The sequence below is a fragment of the Kribbella sp. VKM Ac-2571 genome, assembly GCF_004362255.1.
Taxonomy (GTDB): Bacteria; Actinomycetota; Actinomycetes; order Propionibacteriales; family Kribbellaceae; genus Kribbella; species Kribbella pratensis.
The window spans coordinates 121172-137621 of sequence record NZ_SNWS01000008.1; the positions used below are offsets into that span (position 1 = coordinate 121172).

Here is a 16450-nt window from a genome sequence, read left to right on the forward strand (position 1 = left end):
GAAGGGCCGTCCATGAGCGAGCACCCACGGATCCGGCAGCGTAGGCGCGCATTTCCGCGCATTCTCGGCCGTGAGCGGGCATTTCTCGCCGACACGCTGCGCGCAGAGACGACCGGTGGTTTGCTGCTGCTCGCCGCGGCCGTGGTCGCGTTGGTCTGGGCGAACTCGCCCTGGCAGGACGCGTACCACCACGTCCGCGAGACGCAGCTCGGCCCGCTCACCGTCGAGGCCTGGGCCTCCGACGGCGCGCTGACACTGTTCTTCTACCTGGCCGGGGTCGAGCTGAAGCGCGAGATCGTGGTCGGCACGCTGTCGAAGCTCAACGAGGCCGTCGTCCCGGTGGTCGCGGCAATCGCCGGAATGGTGCTCCCGGCAATGATCTATCTGATCATCAACCTGGTGACGAACGACGGCAAGCCGCAGGGCTGGGCGGTGCCCACGGCAACCGATATCGCCTTTGCACTCGCTGTCCTCGCGATCGTCGGCTCGTCGCTGCCGAGCGCGCTGCGGGCGTTCCTGCTCACCCTCGCCGTGGTCGACGACTTCGGCGCGATCCTGGTGATCGCCGTGTTCTTCTCGCACGGCTTCCACCCGTTCCAGCTGCTGGCCGCGGTCGCCCTGGTCGCGCTCTGGTACGTCCTCCAGCGCCGCCGCGTCCGTACGCCGTTCCTCTACGTGCCGATTGCGATCGCGGCCTGGTGGTTCATGCACGAGTCGGGGATCCACGCGACGATCGCCGGTGTCGCGCTCGGGCTCGTCACGCGGGTGGTCGCGGATCCGGGTGAGGACGAGGCGCCGGCCGAGCGGATCGAGCACCGGCTGCGGCCGTGGTCCGCGGGGGTCGGCGTACCGTTGTTCGCATTGTTCGCCGCCGGGGTCACGTTGAGCGGCAGCGCCGTACGGCAGTTGCTGACCGACCCGGTCGCGATCGGCATCGTCGCCGGGCTGCTGGCCGGGAAGGCCATCGGGGTGTTCGGCGGATCGTGGTTGACCGCGCGCTTCACCCGGGCCGAGCTGAATTCCGACCTGGCCTGGCGGGACGTCGCCGCGGTGTCGGTGCTGGCCGGGATCGGGTTCACGGTCGCGCTGCTGATCGCGCAGCTCGCGTTCGGGTCGGACGCCGCCCAGGTCGAGCGCGCGAAGGCCGCCGTACTGATCGCCTCGGTGCTGGCCGCGGTGGTCGCCGCACTGCTCCTGGCTCGCCGGAACCGCGCGTACACCGATTGACCCGCGGGCCTGGGCGGTAGTGTCAGAGCACGGACGTGCGGGAAGGAGTCGCGATGTCGATGAATGGGGACGAGCCCACGGTCGGCCAGCTGGTGGCGAATGCCAGCAAGGAGCTGTCCAGCCTGGTCCGCAGCGAGATCGAACTCGCGAAGACCGAGCTGAAGAAGACCGCGGTCGCGGCCGGAACCGGCGCCGGGATGTTCGCGGCGGCCGCGTTCCTGGCGCTGCTCGCGGTCATCCTGCTGTGCATCTCCGCGGCGTACGGCCTGACCGCGGCGGGGCTGCACCCGGCCATCGCGTTCCTGATCGTGGCCGGCGCGTTCCTGCTGATCGGCGCGATCCTGGTCTTCATCGGGATGCGGGCGCTGAAGCGCGCGAAGGGTCCGACGCGGGCCATCGAGACCTCGAAGGAGTCGGTCGAGGTTCTCAAGTCGATCGGCAAGGGCGACGACGAGACGTTGGCCTTGCCTGAGCCGGGCGCAGGGCGCTGAGCCCGGCAGGAGTCGTCGACCTCCTGGTCGACGGCCCCTGGTCGCACTCACTGGTCGCGGCCAACGGGGCCCGGTTCCACGTCGCGGAGTGTGGCGCGGCGCAGGATCCGCTCGTCCTGTTCCTGCACGGCTTCCCCGAGTTCTGGTGGGCCTGGCGGCACCAACTTCCCGTGGTCGCGGCCGCCGGATACCGGGCGGTGGCGATGGACCTGCGGGGGTACGGCGCCAGCGACAAGACGCCCCGTGGTTATGACCCTTACACCGCGGCCGCCGACGTGTCCGGGGTCATCCGGTCGCTCGGCGCGACCGATGCGGTCGTCGTCGGACACGGGTGGGGCGGGTTCATCGGGTGGTCAGCCGCCGTACTGACGCCGCGGCAGGTCCGAGGACTGGCTGCCGTGTCGGCACCGCACCCGCTGCTGCTGACCCAGTCCGGGCGGGCGAAGGCGCTGACGCGAAGCGCGTGGTTCCAGCTGCCGATCCTGCCCGAGCGCCGGCTGCTGGCGCAGGACGGGATCCACATCGAGCGCCTGCTCCGCGCCTGGGCCGCGCCGGGCGGGACCTTCCCGGACGCGGAGGCGTCGCGGCGCTACCGGGCCGCTCTCCAGGTCTGGCCGGCACCGCACTGCGCGCTCGAGTACCACCGCTGGTTCGCCCGGTCCCGGTTGCGGCCGGACGGGCGCAAGTATTCGGCCAGGATGCGTACGCCGGTCGCCGTACCCGTGCTGCAGATCCAAGGCGCCCGGGACGCAGCGGTGTCCCCCACCGTGGTCACACCCCCGGATCTGGTCACGGCACCGCTGCGCCACGAACTCATCACCCCCGCCGGTCACTTCCCCCATGAGGAAACCCCGGACCTGTTCAACACCCTTCTCGTGGACTGGCTGAAGGACATCCACCCGCAGGCGCGACGCCGATGACGTGGCCGACAATGCCGGTGACCTTCCAAATGCCGGCCGCCTGCTCGATCCGGTAGGTCAGGATCGAGCCGCGGCCGCAGTCGTAGAAGATGCTGGTGTGTACTTCCTTGTGGTCGGTCTTGCTGACCACGGGGCCGAGGGTGACGGTCGCAACCCGTCGGTCGGCACAGGACGGGTCCTCGCCGTCGAACGTGACCGGCGCCAGCGGCCGGACCGCCATCTCGATCCGCGCCTTCGCGGTGGCCGAGAATGTCACGACCGGGGCCGGGGATGCTTTCAACGCTTGAGTTTCTGCACGCTGGCCTTGGCCGAATACCTGCACGACCTGCCAGCCGTCAGCAGGCTCGACCCGGCGTGCGATCGAGACGACGGCGGCAGCCCAGATGCGGCCGTCATCAGAGCCCTGCGACGTCGCCGCCGGGGTCGCTGTCAGAGGCTGACTGGGGCGGTCGGGCCGGTGGACGCCGTACAGGACGCCGACGAGGACGACGAGGACCGCGGCGGCCGCGAGCAGGACCGGGACCGGGTTCCGCCGCTTGGTTGCCTCGGGCAAGTGATCGGCCAGGGTCTCACGCTCGGTGAAGGTCTCGCGGAGGAGGTCGCCGAGTTCCTCGTCGGTCAGCCGGGTCGGCTTGGTCATGTCAGGCCTCCTCTGCGGGCAGTTGGTCACGAAGAGCCGCGAGGGCTCGGGAAGCGTTGGATCGGACGGTGCTCGGGGTGATGTCGAGAAGCGTGCCGATCTCGTCGTCCGGAAGGTCCTCGTAGTACCGCAGGACGAGCACGGCGCGCTGCTTGCGGGGCAGGCCGGCGAGCAGGCGCCATACCGCATCGCGCTGGGCGTGCCGGTTGCCGATGTCCTCGTCGGTGGGTACGTCGCGGGTCTCGGCGACCGGCAGCTCGCCGTGCTTCAGCAGCCGGCGCCAGCTGAGGAACTCGTTGAGCACCATCCGGCGCAGATAGGCCTCGGGCTGGTCGACCTCCCTGATCCGGCTCCACTTGCGGTACGCCCGCGTGAAGACGGTCTGGACCAGGTCCTCCGCACTGTGCCGTCCGCCGGTCAGCATGACGGCGAACCGCAGCAACCGTTGCTCGTTCGCCGCTACCAGCTCGTCGAACGACAACTCACGCCCCACCTCACTCGCAGTCACCGCCACAATCCTTCAACGCGGTGACCAGTACGACCTGCTGCATCAGGTGCAGGATTGGGTGGAGACCTCTTGGGTGGCGGAGGCGCCGGCGCGGGCGTCGTCGGCGACCTGCTGGGCGGTGAGGACGTAGCCGGTGCGGTTGTCCTCGACGGAGGCCGCGAAGACCACGCCGTACACGACGCCCTTCGCGGACAGCAGCGGACCGCCGGAGTTGCCCGGGCGGACCGAGGCCCAGATCGAGAACGCCTCGCGGGTGACCGTCTTGTCGCCGTAGATGTCCGGGCCGCGGAGCCGTTCCTCGGAGCGGATCCGGGCCGGCTCGGAGTCGAACGGGCCGTTCTCCGGGTAGCCGAGCACGACCGCTGGGTCGTCGGCCTTGCCGGTGAGGTCGAAGGCCAGCGGCTTCACGGCCGGGTCGGTCAGCTTCGACACGTACAGCACCGCGATGTCGGTCTCCGGATCGAACACCACGACCTTGGCGTCGTACTTCTTCCCGTTCACCTCGACCTGCGGCGAGCTCACCCCGGCGACGACGTGAGCGTTCGTCATCACCCGCTTCGGCGCGTAAACGAACCCGCTGCCCTCCAGGCCGCGGGAGCAGCTGGCGACGCCGGTGACCTTGGCGATCCGGGTGTACGCGTCCCGGACCGGCTGTTGGCGGGCGATGGCACTGTCCGGCGGCTGCGTGTCCCGGATCCGCTCCGGGACGAACGGGTCGAGGAACCGCGGGAACAGGTCCGTGTTCACCACGTCGTTGAACGACTGCAACGCGCGGTCGGCGCTGTTCGGCAGTAGTTCGTCGACCTTCGCGAGCACCTGGGACCCGCGGACGGCGGACGTGACGCTCGGGATCCGGGCGCCGCTCACCGCGACTCCGAGCACCCACGCGACGATCAGGGCCGACGCGGCGGCCAGCGCCGCACCGGCGAGTGCATCCAGGAAGCGCACCGGCCGCCACGACATCTTGTTGCGTAACCAGGCGCCGATCACGGCGGCACGCCATCGCCCGAACGACGCGAGCGCCACCACCAGCAACAACGCGACGAACGACACGGTGACGCTCGGTGAGAAGTGGTCGAGCGCCTTGGGGACTCCCCAGACACCGAGCGCCGCACCACCGAGCAGGCCGAGTGTGGCGCAGGCGCCGACGATGAAGCCCTCGACGTACCCGGAGATGGCCAGCGCTACCGCCGCACCCACGACCACCCAGTCGAGCAAGCTCATTCCACGCCTTCCGACTTGTCACCTGGCGTCCGGCCGAGATCGTGCTCGATGGCGGTCATCCGCCGCACGTCCTCCGGTCGTCGTCCCTCGCTCCGCCAGGCCGCCTCGACCAGTCGGTCGGGCAACGGTACGACGTTCGAGGGGTCCCAGTCGCGGTACCACCCGCCGAGCTGCAGCATTTTGTCCAGCAATCCGGCCGTGAACCCCCAGATGTAGAGGTCGCCGATGATGAACGCCGGGCCGGTGAAACCGCTCGGGTGCAGGCAGCTGACCCGGTTCGCCGGGTCGGCGAGCGCGCTGACCGGCACCTGGTGCACGGACGCGACCTCGGCCGGGTCGACCACCGCGACCGGTGACGGCTCCCGCCACCAGGCCAGCACCGGCGACACACCGAAGTTGCTCACCGGCACCCAGAGCGCCGGCCAGATCGCGAACGGTACGACGCCGGCCGGGTCGAGGCCGGTCTCCTCCTCGGCCTCGCGCAAGGCCGTGCGGACCAGACCACTCTCTCCGGGGCCGTCCTCCGGGTCTGCGCCGCCGCCCGGGAACGCCATCTGCCCGGCATGCTTGCGCAGCGTCCAAGCCCGCTCGGTGAGCAGCACCTCGGGCCCGTCGTTGCCGTCAGCAAGCAAGATCAGGACGGCGGACTTCCGCACCGACGGGTCGTCCGGCGGCAGGAACCGGGACAACACGTTCGGATCCACGTCCTCGGAAGCCTTCGCCAGCGGCCGCAGCCACTCGGGGATCCCGACGTCGGAGAAGATCATCGGGTCACTCCCAGCTTCTCCTCGAGCAACTGATCCAACTGCTGCTGGGACGTCAGTACGCCGCGGTGCACGTAGGCGACCGTGCCCTTGTCGTCGACGAAGACGGTCAAGGGCGGGCCGCCGACCTTCAGCGCCCGCTGGATCGCCTTGTCCTGGTCGACGACATGCGGATAGGCCAGGCCCTCCGCGTCGGCGAACTTCACCGCGAGCTCCGGCCGCGGGTCGTCGTAGTCGATCCCCAGCATCGTCACCTTGCCCGACTTCGCGAGCGCGGCCAGGTACGGCGCTTCGTCGCGGCACGGGCCGCACCACTGCGCCCACACGTTGATCACCAGCGGCCCCCGGAGATCGGCGAGCCGGACGTCCGGTCCACTACCCAGACACGGCAGGCTGATGTCCGGTAGTCCGTTGCTGACCGGTGGCTTCGAGGGCGCGGACGGGCAGACCTCGAGACGGTCCGCGCCCGGCACCGCGCTCCGCCCGGACGACGGCGTACCGCTGTCACCTGCTTGCTCCGATCCACACGCCGCCAGTGTCACCGACAGCACCAACGCGACCGCCCCGACGAGGGCATGCCCTAGGCGCGATCGCGTGCCGCGGGACGACGTACCGGATCTCACGCTGGGGCCTTCACCAGCTTCGCGGCGACGTCGGGGGCGGTGGGGCCGGCGCCGTACGACGGGCACCACTGGGCGATCGGGCAGGCGCCGCAGGCCGGCTTCTTCGCGTGACAGCGCCGGCGGCCGTGGAAGATCAGCCGGTGCGACAGCATCGTCCAGTCCTTCTTCGGGAACAGGTCGCCGATGATGTGCTCGACCTTGACCGGGTCCTCCTCGGCGGTCCAGCCGAACCGGCGGACCAGGCGGCCGAAGTGCGTGTCGACAGTGATCCCCGGGACGCCGAACGCGTTGCCGAGCACCACGTTCGCCGTCTTCCGGCCGGTGCCGGGGAGCTTCACCAGCTCCTCGAGCTTGTTCGGTACGACGCCGTCGTAGTCGTCGACGAGCGCCTGGCCGAGCTTCATGACGCTGTTCGTCTTCGCCCGGAAGAAGCCGGTCGGTTTGAGGATCGCTTCCATCTCGTCCCGGTCGGCCTCGGCGTACGCCTGCGCGGTCGGGTACTTGGCGAACAGCTCCGGCGTCACCTTGTTCACTGTGACGTCGGTGGTCTGGGCCGAGAGAATGGTGGCCACCAGCAGCTCGAGCGGGGTGGTGAAGTCCAGCTCGCAGTGCGCGTCGGGGTAGGTCTCGGTCAGTACCTTGTGCATTTTCCGGGCCCGGCGGACCAGTTGGGTATGCGTCTCGTCGACGTACACCGGGGCCTTGCGGGGGAGCTTGAGCGGGACCGCCACGAGGGGCTCCGCGACGCGCGGGGATGGCATGGAGGCCAGCCTACGTCCGCCCACCGACAGCCCGCGCTGCCGCTGCGGCACAGCAATCGGGGGTTACTGAGGGTGCTGAACGGCATACTGTGTGGTGCTCCGGCGAGTCGGGGCGAGCCTACATGGCGGTGCCGACACCCGAGGAGCTACGGTTTTGGGGCGACCGGGTGTACACATATCGGTCGACGGACGTGGCGGATCCCACGTTCGTAGTCGTGGTCGAAGGTCCTAGGAGGCCCAGAAGTGGATGCCGCAGTGCTCCGACAGGCACCGCTGTTCAGTCAGCTCGACGACGAGGCGGCCGACGCGCTGGCCGCATCGATGACCGAGAGCCGGCTGCGCCGCGGTCAGGTGCTGTTCCACGAGGGCGATTCCGGTGACCGGCTGTTCGTCGTGGTCGAGGGCAAGGTCAAGCTGGGCCGCACCTCCGCCGACGGCCGGGAGAACCTGATCGCCGTGCTCGGGCCGGGACAGATGTTCGGTGAGCTGTCGCTGTTCGACCCGGGGCCGCGGTCCGCGACCGTCACGGCCGTCACCGACGCCCAGCTGATGTCGCTGACCCACGACGAACTGCTCCGCTGGCTCGACGGCCGCCCCGCGGTCGCCCGCGGCCTGCTGCTGCAGCTGGCCGGCCGGCTCCGCAAGGTCTCGGACGTGGTGGCCGACCTCGTCTTCTCCGACGTACCGGGCCGGGTCGCGAAGGCCCTCCTGGACCTGGCCAGCCGCTTCGGCCGCACCGCCGACGACGGCGTCCACGTCCACCACGACCTCACCCAGGAGGAGCTCGCCCAGCTGGTCGGCGCCTCCCGCGAAACCGTCAACAAGGCCCTCGCCGACTTCGCCTCCCGCGGCTGGGTCCGCCTCGAACCCCGCTCGGTGGTCCTCCTCGACGTAGACCGCCTCCAACGCCGCGCCCGCTGAAACGCTCCCGCCCAGCTCCCTCGCCGCCCCCCGCTCCCGGCCAGGCCCACCCAGCCGCCCACGGCGAACCCTCCAACTCAGTGGGCATCCCCCCGACTGGAGGGTTGCCTACTGGAAACACGAGGGGGCAACCGTCCAGTTGAGTGGGCAACCCCGGCGGTCAGGCGCGGCGGTCAGGCGCGGCGGTCAGGCGCGGCGGTCAGGCGCGGCGGTCAGGCGCGGCGGTCACGCGCGGGCGAAGGCTGCACGGATGCGCGCGATGAGGCGGGCCGGGTGGTCGAGGTCCGCCCACGTGACGCGGATGACCTGCAGTCCGAGGGCGCGGAGACGGTCTTCTCGCAGCTTCTCCCGGATCAGCGTCTCCCGTGCCCCGTCGCCATACTTGAGCAAACCGTCGAACTCGACCACCGTCCGCTCGGCGGCGAAGAAGAAGTCGACACGGCCGACGAATCCGGCGGCGTCGGTGATGACGGCCTGGAGCACCGGTACCGGCAGGCCGTAGGTGTGCGCCAGCACCCGGAATCGCGACTCGCCGACCGACTCCGACAACGGATCGCTGAAGCCCAGGGCCGCCCTCGCTGTCGCACTACCCGGCCAGAACTCGGTGACCCGCAGCAAACGCTGCAGCTCGACCTCGCTGATCGGATGATGACGACGTACGGCGTCCGCGCTGACGACGGCCGCTTCGAAGGACGACGTACACGCCGTCTCGAACAGGGCCCGTGGCACCGTCGTGGCCGGCAGACTGTCCGTGAAGGTCAGATCGACGTCCGCAAGCTTGCCGCGATGATGACGGACCCCCGCAATGAGACCCCCGCGGTGCCGGTCGAGACGACTGACCTGAACTTCTGCGAGATTTGGCCCCCACAGCGGTACGCCGTGTAGAACCAGGGCTGACTGATGACTGACAGCGACACTGCCGGGTCTCATCGAATTCATCACCGCGTGGACGAGTCGCCGATGGTTCAGGCTCTGCTGGTCCCACGGCGGGAGGTGGCTCGTTTCGACCGCTTCGGCGTACTGCCCGCGGCGGATCCGCTGCCAGCGTCCGTCCTGGATCCGGTCGTGGATCTGCCCCGCGGTATAACCGCACTCCGCGGCCTGACCGCGGCTGTACACCCCGCCCTGGCTCTCAGCGAGCAGCTTCAACTTCGGGTTCACCCACCAAGCATCAGCCGAATCGACCGCCTCCCGCTGCCGTCAACCCGTCGCCTGTGGATAACCGCGAACCCTCCAACTCAGTGGGCATCCCCTCGCTTGGAGGGTTGCCCACCGAAAATACGAGCAGGCAACCCTCCAAGTGAGAGGGTAAGCCGTCAGCCAGCCAGGTAGTCGAGCTGAGCTCGCACTGAGCGTTCGGCGGCGGGCCAGAGGGGTTGGGGTACGTCGGCGTAGACGTGTTCGACGATGGACTCCGGGGTGGTGTGGCCTTGGGCTATCGCTTCGCGGACCTGGGCCAGGCGTTCTTCGCGGTGTTCCAGGTAGTAGGTGAGGACGCCGGACGGGTCGTCGATCACGGGGCCGTGGCCGGGGAGTAGGCGGAGTACGTCGGCCGGGGAGTTCGCGAAGGCCCGGAGGCGCTCGAGGGAGTCGAGATAGGGGCCCAGGGCACCGTCCGGGTGCGCGACGACCGACGTACCGCGGCCGAGGACGGTGTCTCCGGTGAGGAGCGAGCCGTCCTGGGGCAGCCAGAAGCAGACCGAGTCGAGTGTGTGGCCGGGCGTCGGGAGGACCTCGATCCGGAGGCCATCGGCGGTGATCACGTCGCCCTCCGCCAGGCCGTGGGCGTGATCGGTCGGGATGCGGAACTCGGGATCCACAGCCCGTACGCCGCAACCGGCCTGGTTGGCTAACCACGCGGCGCCCTCGGAGTGGTCCGGGTGCTTGTGGGTCAGCAGTACGACGGCGACCTTGCCGGCCGCGTCCAGGACCGCGCGGAGGTGGTCCTCCAGCATCGGGCCGGGGTCGACGACCACAGACCGCTCGGCGTCCGGGGCGCGGAGGATCCACGTGTTGGTGCCGTCCAGCGTCATCAGGCCGGGATTGTCGGCCCGCACCAGCTTGGCGTACTCGGTGACGTTCATGTGGTCTCCAGATAGGCCTGGTCGCCGTCGATGCGCACGGTGGGCATGATCGCGCGGATCTCCCGCTCGCCGGCCGCGTCCAGGATCGCCGCGACATCGTCGTACTGCGAGAGCTCGTGGCAGCAGATGTACGTCGGGGGCAGCATCAGCATCTCGCCCGCGTCGACGGCCGCCACCGCGTCCGCCGGGCGGATCCACGTGACCTGGTCGGACTCGCTCGTCACGTCCCGGGTGACCTGCCCCGCGGGGAGCGCGGCGACGAAGAACGCGGTGTCGTACCGCTTGGGCTCGAACTCCGGGGTGATCCAGTGCGTCCAGGGGCCGAGCAGGTCGGCGCGCAGGACCAGCCCACGGCGGTGCAGGAACTCCGAGAATCCCAGCTCACGGGTTTCCAGGGCGACCCGGTCGGCCTCCCAGTCGGCTCCGGTGGTGTCGCCGACGACCGAGTCCTTCGACGGTCCGGCGAGCAGGACGCCCGACTCCTCGAAGGTCTCGCGGACCGCGGCGGCGACGTACGCCGCTGCTGTCTCCGCGGAGCAGCCGAGCCGCTTGCCGAACCACTCGGGCGTGGGCCCCGACCAGGAGTCCGCGACGGTGGAATCCGTCGCGTCGACCCGTCCGCCGGGAAAGACCGTCATCCCCGCCGCGAACGCCATCGTCCGCTGCCGGCGCAGCAGATAGACCTCCGGTCGACCGGTCTCCGCTCCGGCGGGTCGGGCTGGGTCGGTCGGGCCGGTCGCTGGTGCGGCGGGTCGGGGTGGGTCGGCCGGCGCGGTCGCTGGTGTCGCGGGGCGGGGCGGGGCGGTTGGTGGTGGGTTGCGGAGGAGGATGACCGTGGAGGCGGGGCGGGGATCGGCCGGCGTCCGGGTGCCCTCGGCGTACTCGAGGGCCACCTCGGCCATCCGGCCGGTCATCGGCTGCGACTTCAGGTCCCGCACGAGCGGTCAGCCGACCTCGACGATCAGTTCGATCTCGACCGGGGCGTCGAGCGGGAGGACCGGGACGCCGACCGCGCTGCGGGCGTGCTGCCCGGCGCCGCCGAAGACCTGGCCGAACAGCTCGGAGGCGCCGTTCGCGACCTGCGGCTGACCGGTGAAGTCCGGCGTGGAGGCGATGAACGCGACCGCCTTCACGATCCGCTTCACGTTCCCCAGGTCGCCGATCTCCGCCTTGACCGCGGCCAGCGCGTTCAGCGCGCACTGCTGGGCGCACTCGCTGGCCACCTCCGGCGTGACCGCGTCCCCGACCTTGCCGGTGGCGATCAGCGTGCCCTCGCGCAGCGGCAGCTGGCCGGACGTGTAGACCAGGTCCCCGGTCCGGACGGCCGGGACGTACGCCGCGACCGGCTTGGCCACCTCGGGCAGCTTCAGGCCGAGCTCGGCGAGCTTCTCCTCGGGGTGGCTCATTTGTCCTCGATCTCCCGCTTGAAGTAGGCGACCAGGTTCTCCGGGTTGAGGCCCGGGACGACCTGGACCAGCTCCCAGCCGTCCTGGCCGAAGTTGTCCAGGATCTCCTTGGTCGAGTGGACCAGCAGCGGCGCGGTGAAGTACTCGAACTTCTTCATGAAGGGGACTCTAACGGTGTGTCGCGGGACACGTCCTACCCTGGGACCTATGGCGCGACTGCACGTGGTGACCGGCAAGGGCGGCACCGGGAAGACCACCGTCGCGGCCGCGATGGCGCTCGCGCTGGCCGAGCAGGGCAAACGGATCCTGCTGGTCGAGGTCGAGGGCCGTCAGGGTCTCGCCCAGCTCTTCGACGTACCACCCCTGCCGTACGTCGAACGCCGGATCGCGCACGGCCCCGCGGGGGGTGAGGTGTTCGCGCTGGCCGTGGACGCCGAGGCCGCGCTCCTGGAGTACCTCGACATGTACTACCACCTCGGCCGCGCGGGGAAGGCGCTCGAGAAGGTCGGCGCGATCGACTTCGTCACCACGATCGCCCCCGGGCTGCGCGACGTACTGCTCACCGGCAAGGTGTACGAGGCCACCCGCCGCAAGGTGCAGGGGAAGCTCGCGTACGACGCCGTGGTGGTGGACGCCCCGCCGACCGGGCGGATCGCGCCGTTCCTGAACGTGAACACCGAGGTCGCCGGACTCGCCAAGGTCGGGCCGATCCGCAACCAGGCGGACGCGATCATGGGCATGCTGCGCTCGGACATCACCCGAATCCATCTGGTCACGCTGCTCGAGGAGATGCCGGTCCAGGAGACCCTCGACGCGGTCGGGCAGCTGGAGGCGCTGGACCTGCGGATCGGGTCGATCGTGGTGAACATGGTGCGCAACAGCCCGCTCGACGACGACGCGCTCGCCCTTGCGGTGAAGGAGAAACTGCCCGCTGCCGAGCTGACCAGGGGCCTGAAGGCGGCCGGTCTGACGATCGGCGACGACCTGGTGAAGACGCTCGCGAGCGAGGCGCACGACCACGCGATCCGGGTCGGGCTCGAACGCGAGAACCGCGACCGGATCGATGCCCTGAGCAAACAGGTGACGGAGCTGACGCTGCAGCCGGACGGGATCGACCAAGGCACCCTGATCGACCTGGCTGAGGAGTTCCGGGCATGAACCTGGACCTGGACGCGCTCATCGATGACGGCGAAACGCGGATCATCGTCACGTGTGGTTCCGGCGGGGTCGGGAAGACCACGACCGCGGCCGCGCTCGGCCTGCGCGCGGCGGAGCGCGGCCGGAAGGTCGTCGTACTCACGATCGACCCGGCCCGGCGGCTGGCGCAGTCGCTGGGACTGACCGAGCTCGACAACACCCCGCGTGCGGTGGCGGAGGTGAACGCGAAGAACGGCGGCCGGCTGGACGCCATGATGCTCGACATGAAGCGGACGTTCGACGACGTCGTCCTGCAGCACGCGACGCCGGAGAAGGCCGAGCAGATTCTCGCGAATCCCTTTTATCAAGCGCTTTCCTCGTCGTTCGCCGGCACGCAGGAGTACATGGCGATGGAGAAGCTCGGGCAGCTGCACAAGCAGGCCGAGCGGACCGGCGAGTGGGACCTGATCGTGGTGGACACTCCCCCGTCGCGGTCGGCGCTGGACTTCCTGGACGCGCCGGAGCGGTTGGCGTCGCTGCTCGAGGGCCGCTTCCTCCGGCTGCTGCTGGCGCCGGCGCGTGGCCCGTTCAAGCTGATGTCGGCCGGGGTGAACATGGCCATGTCGGTGCTGAACAAAGTGCTCGGCGCTCAGGTGCTGACCGACGTACAGACGTTCGTGGCGGCGTTCGACACGTTGTTCGGCGGGTTCCGGCAGCGGGCCGAGCAGACGGTCGCGCTGCTCCGGGAGTCGCACACCGCGTTCCTCGTCGTGGCCTCGCCGCAGAACGATGCGCTGCGGGAGGCGTCGTACTTCGCGGAGCGGCTGCGGGCCGAGGGAATGCCGCTCGCGGGCGTCGTGCTGAACCGCGTGACGAACACGGAGGCGCCAGAGCTGTCGGCGGAGCGGTCACTCGCTGCAGCAGAGAAGCTGGAGGAAGCGGACAAGTCGCCGCTGACGGCCGCCGTACTGCGGTTGCACGCGGACAAGATGCAGCAGGTCGTAGGCGAGCACAAGCGGGCCGAACGCTTCCGGCGAGGTCACCGCGCGATCCGGACCGTCGAGGTCCCGGCCCTGGCCGACGACGTCCACGACCTGACCGGCCTACGCCAGATCGGCGAGCTGCTCACCGCCTAGTCATGGGGCCTCCCGGCCTGGACTGAGGAGCGGAGCGACGAGGGAAGGCCGGGAGTTACAGCCCCATGACTCGCCGCGACGGAGTCGCGGCATTCAACACAGATTTCACCGTCAGCGAACGTTGGGAAGCGCCGGGAATTACTTGCTTACACCTGTGGTTGAGCCCATCAGACTCAACTTGGAAAAGGGTGTGACAGCGTGACCGATACGTTGAATCTTCCTGTACTGCCGCTGGACGACGTCGTGGTCCTGCCGGGAATGGTCGTGCCGGTCCGACTCGCCGACAGCGAGGCCCGGGCGGCGATCGATGCCGCGCAGGCCGCCGGTCAGGACCAGGTGCTCCTGGTCCCGCGGCTGGACGGAAAATACGCCAAGGCCGGGACGCTCGGTGAGATCGAGCAGATCGGCCGGCTGCCGGGCGGTGACCGGGCGGCCGTGATCCGCGGGACCCAGCGGGTCCGCATCGGCGCCGGGACCACCGGCCCGGGTGCGGCGCTGTGGGTGGGCGCGACGGTGATGCACGAGATCACCGACGACCGCTCCGTCGAGCTGGCCCGCGAGTACAAGACCCTGACCACCTCGGTGCTGCAGCGGCGCGGCGCCTACCAGGTGATCGATTCGATCAAGCAGGTCGACGACCCGGCGGAGCTGTCCGACCTGGCCGGCTACGCGTCGTACCTGAACAACGAGCAGAAGTCCTGGCTGGTGGAGAACGCGAACGTCTCCGAGCGCCTGGAGAAGCTGATCGGCTGGGTGAAGGACCACCTCGCCGAGCTCGAGGTCTCCGAGACGATCCAGAAGGACGTCCAGGAAGGCATGGAGAAGCAGCAGCGGGAGTTCCTGCTGCGCCAGCAGATGGCCGCGATCCGCAAGGAGCTGGCCGAGCTCGACGGCAAGGCCGAGTCCGAGGAAGAGGACTACCGGGCCCGCGTCGAGGCGGCCGACCTGCCGGAGCACGTGCAGAAGGCCGCGCTGGCCGAGGTCGACAAGCTGGAGCGGACCTCCGAGCAGTCTCCCGAGGTCGGCTGGATCCGGACCTGGCTGGACACCGTTCTCGAGCTGCCCTGGAACGAGCGGACCGAGGACAGCTACGACATCCGTGAGGCGCGGGCCGTGCTGGACGCGGACCACGCCGGCCTGGACGACGTGAAGCAGCGCATCACGGAGTACCTCGCCGTACGGCGTCGTCGTGCGGACCGTGGTCTCGGTGTCGTGGGCGGTCGCCGCAGTGGCGCCGTACTGGCGCTGGTCGGTCCTCCTGGTGTGGGTAAGACCTCGCTGGGTGAGTCCGTGGCGCGTGCGATGGGCCGGAAGTTCGTCCGGGTCGCCCTGGGTGGCGTGCGGGACGAGGCCGAGATCCGCGGTCACCGGCGGACGTACGTCGGTGCGCTGCCGGGCCGGATCGTCCGGGCCATTACCGAGGCGGGCTCGATGAACCCCGTCGTACTGCTGGACGAGATCGACAAGGTCGGTGCGGACTACCGGGGCGACCCGACGGCCGCGCTGCTCGAGGTCCTCGACCCGGCGCAGAACCACACCTTCCGGGACCATTACCTGGAGGTCGAGCTGGACCTGTCCGACGTGGTCTTCCTGGCCACGGCGAACGTGCTGGACTCCATCCCGGCGCCGCTGCTGGACCGGATGGAACTGGTGCAGCTGGACGGTTACACCGAGGACGAGAAGGTCGTCATCGCCCGTGACCACCTGCTCCCGCGTCAGCTGGAGCGGGCGGGCCTGACGGCGGACGAAGTGACCATCGAGGAGTCGGCGCTCCGGGTGCTCGCGGGTGAGTACACCCGGGAGGCCGGCGTACGGCAGCTCGAGCGGTCGATCTCGCGGGTACTGCGGAAGGTGACCGCCAAGCTCGCCCTGGGCGAGGACGTTGGCAACCTCACGATCGACGGCGGTGGGCTGAAGGGGTACCTGGGTTCGCCGAAGTTCACGCCGGAGTCCGCGGAGCGTACGGCGCTTCCGGGTGTGGCGACCGGACTTGCGGTGACAGGTGCGGGTGGTGACGTGCTCTTCGTCGAGGCGTCGCTGGCCGACAAGGAGACCGGTCCGACCGGAGTCACGTTGACCGGGCAGTTGGGTGACGTGATGAAGGAGTCGGCGCAGATCGCCCTGTCGTACCTGCGCTCGCACGGCGCGGAGCTGGGACTGCCCGTCGGTGACCTGGCCGAGCGGAACGCGCACATCCACGTTCCGGCCGGTGCTGTCCCGAAGGACGGACCGTCCGCGGGTGTGACGATGACGACGGCGCTGGCGTCGCTGCTGTCCGGGCGGCCGGTCCGCTCGGAGGTCGCGATGACCGGTGAGGTGTCGCTGACCGGACGGGTGCTCCCGATCGGTGGGGTCAAGCAGAAGCTGCTCGCCGCGCACCGGGCCGGGCTGACCACGATCCTGATCCCGAAGCGGAACGAGCCGGACCTGGAAGACGTGCCGGCGTCCGTGCTCGCGGAGCTGACCGTGCACCCGGTGAGTGACGTCCGTGAGGTGCTGGATCTGGCACTGGAGCCGGCCGAGGTCGGCGCACACCAGTTCGCCGCCTGACCCGGCGTACCGGAGGAGGGCCCGAGCATCTGCTCGGGCCCTCGTCCTTTTGGATGAA

18 protein-coding genes are annotated in these 16450 nt (G+C 69.8%); 7 read left to right on the plus strand and 11 right to left on the minus strand.

What is annotated here, in order from left to right; translation table 11 throughout:
- Positions 1-12: 12 nt before the first annotated feature.
- From nhaA to EV651_RS19005, 3 genes are read left to right on the plus strand one after another with little or no spacing between them, the layout of a single operon-like run.
- On the plus strand, positions 13-1227 hold the full coding sequence (nhaA, locus tag EV651_RS18995) for a Na+/H+ antiporter NhaA (RefSeq protein ID WP_133786534.1): 1215 nt from the start codon (positions 13-15) through the stop codon (positions 1225-1227).
- 53 nt (positions 1228-1280) lie between these two features.
- Positions 1281-1718, plus strand: coding sequence for a phage holin family protein (locus EV651_RS19000; protein ID WP_133786535.1), 438 nt, complete (start codon positions 1281-1283; stop codon positions 1716-1718).
- 50 nt (positions 1719-1768) lie between these two features.
- A complete protein-coding gene (locus EV651_RS19005; protein ID WP_238157086.1) occupies positions 1769-2638 on the plus strand; it encodes an alpha/beta fold hydrolase in 870 nt (289 codons plus the stop codon).
- Here EV651_RS19005 and EV651_RS19010 read toward each other — a convergent pair.
- The 6 genes from EV651_RS19010 to nth are packed head-to-tail and all read right to left on the minus strand — an operon-like array spanning position 2580 to position 7158.
- The gene (locus tag EV651_RS19010) at positions 2580-3278 is read right to left on the minus strand and encodes a hypothetical protein (protein ID WP_133786537.1); all 699 of its coding nucleotides are present in this window, start codon (positions 3276-3278) and stop codon (positions 2580-2582) included. The genes EV651_RS19005 and EV651_RS19010 overlap by 59 nt on opposite strands.
- A 1-nt stretch (position 3279) precedes the next feature.
- Entirely contained in the window at positions 3280-3786 is a 507-nt protein-coding gene (locus EV651_RS19015; protein ID WP_238157055.1) for a SigE family RNA polymerase sigma factor, read from the minus strand.
- 42 nt (positions 3787-3828) lie between these two features.
- Positions 3829-5010, minus strand: coding sequence for a MarP family serine protease (locus EV651_RS19020; RefSeq protein ID WP_133786539.1), 1182 nt, complete (start codon positions 5008-5010; stop codon positions 3829-3831).
- Complete coding sequence (locus EV651_RS19025) at positions 5007-5777, minus strand: CoA pyrophosphatase (RefSeq protein WP_133786540.1); 771 nt, start codon at positions 5775-5777, stop codon at positions 5007-5009. The genes EV651_RS19020 and EV651_RS19025 overlap by 4 nt, the downstream gene beginning before the upstream one ends.
- Complete coding sequence (locus EV651_RS19030; RefSeq protein ID WP_238157056.1) at positions 5774-6397, minus strand: TlpA disulfide reductase family protein; 624 nt, start codon at positions 6395-6397, stop codon at positions 5774-5776. The genes EV651_RS19025 and EV651_RS19030 overlap by 4 nt, the downstream gene beginning before the upstream one ends.
- Positions 6394-7158 carry an endonuclease III gene (gene nth / locus EV651_RS19035; RefSeq protein WP_133786541.1) on the minus strand — a complete coding sequence of 255 codons (765 nt, stop codon included), beginning with the start codon at positions 7156-7158 and terminating at the stop codon, positions 6394-6396. The genes EV651_RS19030 and nth overlap by 4 nt, the downstream gene beginning before the upstream one ends.
- Before the next feature lie 243 nt (positions 7159-7401).
- Between nth and EV651_RS19040 the strand changes: the two genes are divergently transcribed.
- Complete coding sequence (locus EV651_RS19040; RefSeq protein ID WP_130386963.1) at positions 7402-8079, plus strand: Crp/Fnr family transcriptional regulator; 678 nt, start codon at positions 7402-7404, stop codon at positions 8077-8079.
- Between the two features lie 225 nt (positions 8080-8304).
- Here the strand turns inward: EV651_RS19040 and EV651_RS19045 are convergent, their stop codons facing one another.
- The 5 genes from EV651_RS19045 to EV651_RS41410 form a co-directional block, all read right to left on the minus strand.
- Entirely contained in the window at positions 8305-9240 is a 936-nt protein-coding gene (locus tag EV651_RS19045; RefSeq protein WP_133786542.1) for a type IV toxin-antitoxin system AbiEi family antitoxin domain-containing protein, read from the minus strand.
- A 155-nt stretch (positions 9241-9395) separates the two neighbouring features.
- Positions 9396-10163 carry an MBL fold metallo-hydrolase gene (locus EV651_RS19050; RefSeq protein WP_133786543.1) on the minus strand — a complete coding sequence of 256 codons (768 nt, stop codon included), beginning with the start codon at positions 10161-10163 and terminating at the stop codon, positions 9396-9398.
- A complete protein-coding gene (locus tag EV651_RS19055) occupies positions 10160-11101 on the minus strand; it encodes an NUDIX hydrolase (RefSeq protein ID WP_238157059.1) in 942 nt (313 codons plus the stop codon). Before EV651_RS19055 ends, EV651_RS19050 begins: the two co-directional genes overlap by 4 nt.
- Positions 11102-11107: 6 nt before the next feature.
- Positions 11108-11569 carry a RidA family protein gene (locus EV651_RS19060; RefSeq protein ID WP_133786544.1) on the minus strand — a complete coding sequence of 154 codons (462 nt, stop codon included), beginning with the start codon at positions 11567-11569 and terminating at the stop codon, positions 11108-11110.
- The gene (locus EV651_RS41410; protein WP_165553378.1) at positions 11566-11727 is read right to left on the minus strand and encodes a hypothetical protein; all 162 of its coding nucleotides are present in this window, start codon (positions 11725-11727) and stop codon (positions 11566-11568) included. Before EV651_RS41410 ends, EV651_RS19060 begins: the two co-directional genes overlap by 4 nt.
- A gap of 49 nt (positions 11728-11776) precedes the next feature.
- On the opposite strand from EV651_RS41410, the gene EV651_RS19065 reads away from it, so the two are divergent.
- The 3 genes from EV651_RS19065 to lon all read left to right on the plus strand — a co-directional run bounded on the left by EV651_RS19065 (position 11777) and on the right by lon (position 16392).
- A complete protein-coding gene (locus EV651_RS19065; RefSeq protein ID WP_133786545.1) occupies positions 11777-12727 on the plus strand; it encodes an ArsA-related P-loop ATPase in 951 nt (316 codons plus the stop codon).
- The gene (locus EV651_RS19070) at positions 12724-13842 is read left to right on the plus strand and encodes an ArsA family ATPase (RefSeq protein ID WP_133786546.1); all 1119 of its coding nucleotides are present in this window, start codon (positions 12724-12726) and stop codon (positions 13840-13842) included. The genes EV651_RS19065 and EV651_RS19070 overlap by 4 nt, the downstream gene beginning before the upstream one ends.
- Positions 13843-14040: 198 nt before the next feature.
- Positions 14041-16392 (plus strand): endopeptidase La, encoded by a 2352-nt coding sequence (lon, locus tag EV651_RS19075; protein ID WP_133786547.1) that lies wholly within the window; start codon positions 14041-14043, stop codon positions 16390-16392.
- The last annotated feature ends 58 nt before the right edge of the window (positions 16393-16450 follow it).

What these genes read in the sequence shown, in the direction of transcription:
- nhaA (WP_133786534.1), top strand. Translation starts at nt 13, where the DNA reads ATGAGCGAGCACCCACGGATCCGGCAGCGTAGGCGCGCATTTCCGCGC.
- EV651_RS19000 (WP_133786535.1), top strand. Translation starts at nt 1,281, where the DNA reads ATGTCGATGAATGGGGACGAGCCCACGGTCGGCCAGCTGGTGGCGAAT.
- EV651_RS19010 (WP_133786537.1), bottom strand. Translation starts at nt 3,278, where the DNA reads ATGACCAAGCCGACCCGGCTGACCGACGAGGAACTCGGCGACCTCCTC.
- EV651_RS19020 (WP_133786539.1), bottom strand. Translation starts at nt 5,010, where the DNA reads ATGAGCTTGCTCGACTGGGTGGTCGTGGGTGCGGCGGTAGCGCTGGCC.
- EV651_RS19025 (WP_133786540.1), bottom strand. Translation starts at nt 5,777, where the DNA reads ATGATCTTCTCCGACGTCGGGATCCCCGAGTGGCTGCGGCCGCTGGCG.
- nth (WP_133786541.1), bottom strand. Translation starts at nt 7,158, where the DNA reads ATGCCATCCCCGCGCGTCGCGGAGCCCCTCGTGGCGGTCCCGCTCAAG.
- EV651_RS19050 (WP_133786543.1), bottom strand. Translation starts at nt 10,163, where the DNA reads ATGAACGTCACCGAGTACGCCAAGCTGGTGCGGGCCGACAATCCCGGC.
- EV651_RS19060 (WP_133786544.1), bottom strand. Translation starts at nt 11,569, where the DNA reads ATGAGCCACCCCGAGGAGAAGCTCGCCGAGCTCGGCCTGAAGCTGCCC.
- EV651_RS41410 (WP_165553378.1), bottom strand. Translation starts at nt 11,727, where the DNA reads ATGAAGAAGTTCGAGTACTTCACCGCGCCGCTGCTGGTCCACTCGACC.
- EV651_RS19065 (WP_133786545.1), top strand. Translation starts at nt 11,777, where the DNA reads ATGGCGCGACTGCACGTGGTGACCGGCAAGGGCGGCACCGGGAAGACC.
- EV651_RS19070 (WP_133786546.1), top strand. Translation starts at nt 12,724, where the DNA reads ATGAACCTGGACCTGGACGCGCTCATCGATGACGGCGAAACGCGGATC.